The following is a 6,162-nucleotide window of genomic DNA, read 5'->3' as shown; positions in this document are numbered from 1 at the left end:
CACCGGATCTGTCCCTCGCTCCCCGACAGGCTCAAGGCCTTTGAGCACGAACGGGCTCAGATCCAGCGACGGGCGGTTTTGCGAGAACCGCCCGTTCGCACATTCTGGCAGATTTTCTGGACACAAGCGCACGAAGGACACCGTTAAAACCAGCCGCGCAGGGAAGGCCAAGCGTTCGGCGAGACCTGTGATCCACCCCGTGTGCATTCTTGGAAAGCGCACGGATCTGCGGGTGCCAGCCGGCGCCGGCCTTCCCTGCGCCCTTTGGCATCCAACGGGCGGCAAAAGTCAGCAAGCCTCGGGCAGAACCTGCCGCGGGACTGCAAGGCCGTGGCCGCGGCCCAGCCAGATCATTGGCGCCGAACAAGGGGAACTCTCATGCGCAGAGCTGCTGCGGGATTCATACTCCACTGAGCCTTCGCGCGGACAAAAACGCCTCACCACAGCGGAACGAACGCGCCGCAGGCCCGATTCAAGCCACATCCTCTCCGGATTTGCGGCTCATTGCCACCCAAGTCTTTGACGAGAAGGGGCTGGTAGAGAGTTGCGTCATGCGTAACCGGGAGACCAGGATGGGCAACCGCGCCGCAAAGTTCATTTCGACCCTCGTCGCCAGCATCATTGCCGGCGCGCCATTGGCCGCGGTATCGCAGAACGCGCCAACCGCATCGAGCACGGCCAACGCGGCCCCCGACTGCCTGGCTTCACCGAAGGATGCCGCGCCGCAGGGCCAGCACTGGTACTATCGCCTCGACCGCACCACCAAGCGCAAATGCTGGTATCTGCGCGCCGCCGGCGACAAGGACAGCGCGAGGACCGCGCAGACCACGCAGACCACGAGCGATACACCGACCGCAGATGCACCGGCGCCGCAGCAGCATCCGGTGCAGGACGCGCGCGCCGAATATCTGACGCCGCGGAATGGCGCCGACCCCAAGACGCCGAATGCCGTCGCGCAAGGAGCCGCCGCGACACCGGTACAGCAATCCGCGGATCAGGCCACTGACGGCAGCGCGCAGCAACCCGCCGGCGCCGCGCCCTGGCCCGATGTCTCCACAGCGTCCGCTCCGCCGGCGCCACCGCCGGCACCGACCGTTGTCGCGGCAGCCGCGCAGCCGAGCGCAAAGCCGTCGAAATCCCCGTCCCCGCTCGCTGCTGCAGACAACACGACCGACAAGCCGACCGGCTCGCTCCAGATGCTGCTGCTCGTGATCGGCGGCGCGCTGGCGCTTGCCGGAATCCTGGCCAGCCTCATCTACCGCTTCGCCGGTGCGCGCGTCCGCCTCCACTCGGCCGGCCGTCACGCACATTGGGCAGATTGGGAGGCGCAGCATCAGGACGGAAGCCATGCGCCCTGGCTCGCTTCACAGCCGGCCGTCGCTCAGCCGCCGCGCCCCGTCGACTTCGATGCGGCGCGCCCGCAACCGACGAGACACGTGACGAAACTTGCAGCGATCGGTCGCGAGCTCGAGTTGATCGATGCGCGCGGGCGGCGTGCCGCCGCTCCGGCAACTGAACCTGTCGAGGCCAGAAGCGGCAATGTCGAGATCAAGCTGGTCGAGAAGAAATTCGAGACCGTCGCCGCTGCGCCCCAACGCGCCGCCAAGGAAATCAGCAAGGATCACGATGACGCGCCGGCAGGCCGTGATGCCGATGCCGTCGACATCGACGCTATCACGTCGATGCTGGAGCAGCTGGCGAAGGAAGGGCCGCGCCTGTCGCGGCCTAACCTTGAAGCTGACCTTGCAAACTTCGCACGAAGCCTACGAGGCCAATCCGCCGCTCGCGCTTGAGGCGTTCGGCCTTCAGGATCGACTGCACCTCGGCGAAGGCCTCGTCGACGTCGCGGTTGATGACGATGTAGTCGTACTCGGCCCAGTGGCTCATCTCGTGGCTGGCGCGGCTCATGCGCTTGCGGATCACCTCGTCGGAATCCTGCGCGCGCGAGTGCAGGCGCTTCTCGAGATCGGCCGCCGAGGGTGGCAGGATGAAGACGCTGACGACGTCGGCACGCGCCTTCTCGCGCAGCTGCTGCGTGCCCTGCCAGTCGATGTCGAACAGCACGTCCTGTCCCGCCGACAGCGCCGCCTCGACGGGGCCGCGCGGCGTGCCGTAACTATTGTCGAATACCGTCGCCCATTCCAGGAGCTCGCCGGCCTTCGCCATCGCGTCGAACGTCGCCTTGTCGACGAACGAATAATCCTTGCCGTTGACCTCACCGGGACGCATCGGCCGCGTCGTCGCCGAGACCGACATTTTCAAGCCGGGCGTCCGCTCCATCAGGAGACGCGACAGCGTCGTCTTGCCCGCGCCCGACGGCGAAGACAGCACGAACATCAATCCGCGCCGCTCGACACCGTCAGTTCCGTGACCGCCCGTCGCCATCGATCACTCCAGATTCTGGACCTGCTCGCGGAATTGCTCGACCACGTTCTTCATGGCCAGCCCGGTGTTTGTCAGCTCGATGTCGTTCGACTTCGAGCAGCAGGTGTTGACCTCGCGATGAAACTCCTGCGCCAGGAAGTCGAGCTTGCGCCCGATCGGGCCGCCCTTGCCGATCAACTCGCGCGCCTGCGCGATGTGCGAGGCAATGCGGTCGAGCTCCTCGCGGATGTCGGCCTTGGTCGCGATCAGGATCGCCTCCTGCATCAGGCGATCGGAATCGAAACGATCGGTGGTGTCGAGCAGCGTAGCGATCTGCTCAGCGAGCTTGGCCTTGATCACCTCCGGCTTGCGGCCGGGCGCGGCCTCGGCCTTCTTGGCCAGCTGCTCGATCTCGTCGACGCGCTGGATCAGAATCTGCCCCAGCGACGTGCCCTCGCGCTTGCGCATCGCGACGAGGTCGGCGAGCGCCTTATCGAAGGCGTCGGCTGCAGCGGCACGCGCGGCCTTGTCCTCTTCCTCGTCACCCTCGGGCTCGGCGACCTCGACGACGCCCTTGATGGCGAGCAGGCCGTCGATGCTCGGCGCCACCGCGTCGACCTTGCCGGAAATCAGCGCGGCGGCCTTCAGGACCGCGTTGAGGACGTCCTCGTTGACGCGCACCGTGGCGGCAGCGTTGGTGCGCTTGACGTTGAGATTGGCGTAGACGGTGCCGCGCGAGAGCAGCTCGCCGGCGCGCTTCTTGGCATGAGCCTCGAGCTCGTCGAACCCCTGCGGCAGCCGCACCCGCAAGTCAAAGCCCTTGGCGTTGACCGACTTCAATTCCCATTCGAAGGTGTACGGCCCGCTCGCGCCGTGGCTTCGGGCAAAGCCGGTCATGGACGACAGCGCCATCAGTTCAGATTCTCCAGGAACTCGGGATTCGTGAGGCCATCAAGCCACGCGAATCTTAAGACTATTTTGCCGGAAAGTGGAATCCGCAATGTCCGCAGGCAAGCTCCGCGAGCCTAGCGCTGGACCACCGGCGGCGAGGATTGGACCGCGCCCTGCCGGGCCGGTGCGGGATTGGCCGGGCGCGCCGCAGGCGGCTTCTTCTGCTGATTGGGCCGCGCCGGCGTGGTCGCAGTCGGTGTGTCGGCAGGTCCGGGAGCGGCGGTGGCCGGCGGCTGCGCGTCCTCGGCCGGCTCGACCGTGTCGTTCTGGATCTGCTTCTCCATCGCGCGCAGCTTGGCGACGTTCTTCTGGTGCGCGTCGTAGGTCTCGGTGAAGGCGTGCCCGCCGGTGCCGTCCGCGACGAAATAGAGGTCGCGGGTGCGGGCCGGGTTGGCGGCGGCTTCCAGCGAAGCGCGGCCCGGATTGGAGATCGGACCCGGCGGTAGGCCCTCGATCACATAGGTGTTGTAGGGCGAGGGCTGCGTGATCTCGCTGCGCTTGATCGGCCGGCCCAGCGTCCCCTTGCCGCCGACGAGCCCGTAGATGATCGTGGGATCGGACTGCAGCTTGATCCTCTGCTTCAGGCGGTTGACGAACACCGCGGCGACGCGGCTGCGCTCATCGGGCTTGCCGGTTTCCTTCTCGATGATGGATGCTAACGTGACCAGCTGCTCCGGCGTCTTGACCGGAACGTCCTGATTGCGGCGCTCCCAGATCTCGGCGAGCACACGCTTGTGCGCCTGCTGCATGCGCTGGATCACCTGCTCGCGCGGGGTGCCGCGCGGGAATTTGTAGGTCTCCGGCAACAACGTACCTTCGCGCGGCAGCTCGCGCACGCTGCCGGTGAAGATGTCGTTGTCGGTCAGCCGCGCCACGATCTGCTCGGAGGTCAGGCCCTCCGGAATCGTGACGGCATGCTGCACCACCTTGCCCTCGACGATCGTGGCGATCACGTCGCGCAGCGACGCGTTCTTCTGGAACGAATACTCACCCGGCTTGAGGTCCGAGCTCGCCTTCAACGCGGCGACGCTGGCGATGAACACCCAGGGATTGAGGTCGGTCACGCCTTCCCGGTTCAGCGTCTCGGCGATGTCGCGCTTGCCCGCACGCTGCGGGATGTTGACGATCTTGTCCTCTTTCAGCGGTCCAGGCGCCTCGAGCACCTGCCGGCCGTAATAATAGATGCCGCCGGCGCCGAGCATGGTGATCAGCACAAGGGTGATGATGGCATTGCCGACGATCACGAGCGGGTTGCGCGCGCGGTCCGACCGCTTGGGCGGCGGCGGGAGCTGCTCGGGCTCGAGCGCGGCCCGCGGACTCCGGGGTGAAATGGGCGGCCTTTCACTCATTGAGACAACCTGAATCCTGCCGGTTCAATCGCGGCCCGGCAATCGCTTGCCCTGCCAAAATGCACGCGCCCACGTCCATGACTATCGCCGAATACGGCAAAACGGTGGATTCGTCTCAAACGCAAACTAACTGGCCAGGCGCCGGACGATCACCGACGCATTGGTACCGCCAAAACCAAAAGAGTTCGACAACGCGACGTTGACCTCACGCTGCTTCGCCTTGTGCGGCACGAGATCGATCGCGGTCTCGACCGAGGGATTGTCGAGATTGATCGTCGGCGGCACGACATTATCGCGAATCGCGAGAATGGCGAAGATCGCCTCGATCGCGCCGGCCGCGCCGAGGAGATGGCCGGTCGACGACTTGGTCGAGGACATCGCAACCTTGGAGGCGGCATTGCCGAGCAGGCGCTCGACGGCACCGAGCTCGATCTCGTCGCCGAGCGGTGTCGAGGTGCCGTGCGCGTTGATGTAGTCGAGATCGGACGGCGTCAGGCCGGCACGCTTGAGCGCCGCCGACATGCTGCGGAAGCCGCCATCGCCGTCCGGCGACGGCGAGGTGATGTGGTAGGCATCGCCGGAGAGGCCGTAGCCGATCACCTCGGCATAGATCCTGGCGCCGCGGCGCCTGGCGTGCTCGAGCTCTTCCAGCACGAGGACACCGGCGCCCTCGCCCATCACGAAGCCGTCGCGGTCCTTGTCATAGGGACGCGAGGCCTTCTCGGGCGTCTCGTTGAAACCGGTCGAGAGCGCACGCGCGGCATTGAAGCCGGCAATGCCGATGCGGCTGATCGGCGACTCGGCGCCGCCTGCGACCATCACGTCGGCATCGCCGAGTGCGATCAGGCGGGCGGCATCGCCGACCGCGTGCGCGCCGGTCGAGCAGGCCGTGACCACCGAATGGTTCGGCCCCTTCAGCCCGTGCGCGATCGAGACGTAGCCGGAGGCGAGATTGATCAGGCGGCCTGGAATGAAGAACGGCGACACCCGGCGCGGCCCACGCTCCTTCAAGAGGATCGCGGTATCGGCGATGCCGTTGAGGCCGCCGATGCCGGACCCGATCATGGTGCCGGTCGCACACTTGTCCTCTTCGGTCTCGGGATGCCAGTTGGCATCGTCGAGCGCCTGGCCGGCCGCGGCCATGCCGAAGATGATGAAGTCGTCGACCTTGCGCTGGTCCTTCGGCTCCATCCACTTGTCGGGATTGAAGCTGTCGTTCGACCCGTCGCCGCGCACGACCGTGCAGGCGATCTTGGTCTGAAGATCGGAGACATCGAAGCTCTCGATCCTGCGCGCGCCGCTTTCGCCGTTAAGGATGCGCTTCCAGGTCGGCTCGACGCCACAGCCGAGTGGCGAGACCATGCCGAGACCCGTGACGACGACCCGCCTCATATCCGAAAACTCCGCATCGAAAGATTCACGGCCAATAACAAGAAACCGGCTGACCGCTGCGAAGCGGCCCGTCCGGTTTCAATGTTGTCCCCGCGAAAATGAAGAG

The 6,162-nt window shown here is 66.1% G+C and carries 5 protein-coding genes; 1 reads left to right on the top strand and 4 read right to left on the bottom strand.

Annotated elements, in window-relative coordinates:
* The first annotated feature begins 572 nt into the window (after positions 1–572).
* On the top strand, positions 573–1,793 hold the full coding sequence (locus EAV90_RS10925; RefSeq protein ID WP_164936864.1) for a hypothetical protein: 1,221 nt from the start codon (positions 573–575) through the stop codon (positions 1,791–1,793).
* On the opposite strand, the gene gmk is transcribed toward EAV90_RS10925, so the two are convergent.
* The 4 genes from gmk to fabF all read right to left on the bottom strand — a co-directional run bounded on the left by gmk (position 1,726) and on the right by fabF (position 6,056).
* The gene (gene gmk / locus EAV90_RS10920) at positions 1,726–2,385 is read right to left on the bottom strand and encodes a guanylate kinase (protein WP_122403576.1); all 660 of its coding nucleotides are present in this window, start codon (positions 2,383–2,385) and stop codon (positions 1,726–1,728) included. The genes EAV90_RS10925 and gmk overlap by 68 nt on opposite strands.
* 3 nt (positions 2,386–2,388) lie before the next feature.
* Positions 2,389–3,276, bottom strand: a complete 888-nt coding sequence (locus EAV90_RS10915; RefSeq protein ID WP_122403577.1) for a YicC/YloC family endoribonuclease — start codon at positions 3,274–3,276, stop codon at positions 2,389–2,391.
* 113 nt (positions 3,277–3,389) lie between these two features.
* The gene (gene mltG, locus EAV90_RS10910) at positions 3,390–4,664 is read right to left on the bottom strand and encodes an endolytic transglycosylase MltG (RefSeq protein WP_129143380.1); all 1,275 of its coding nucleotides are present in this window, start codon (positions 4,662–4,664) and stop codon (positions 3,390–3,392) included.
* 126 nt (positions 4,665–4,790) lie between these two features.
* A complete protein-coding gene (fabF, locus tag EAV90_RS10905) occupies positions 4,791–6,056 on the bottom strand; it encodes a beta-ketoacyl-ACP synthase II (protein WP_027574175.1) in 1,266 nt (421 codons plus the stop codon).
* Positions 6,057–6,162 lie beyond the last annotated feature (106 nt).

The sequence above is a fragment of the Bradyrhizobium vignae genome (genome assembly GCF_004114425.1).
Lineage (GTDB): Bacteria > Pseudomonadota > Alphaproteobacteria > Rhizobiales > Xanthobacteraceae > Bradyrhizobium > Bradyrhizobium vignae.
Note: the sequence above shows the minus strand (reverse complement) of the source record. Positions and strands in the feature narration are given on the sequence as shown.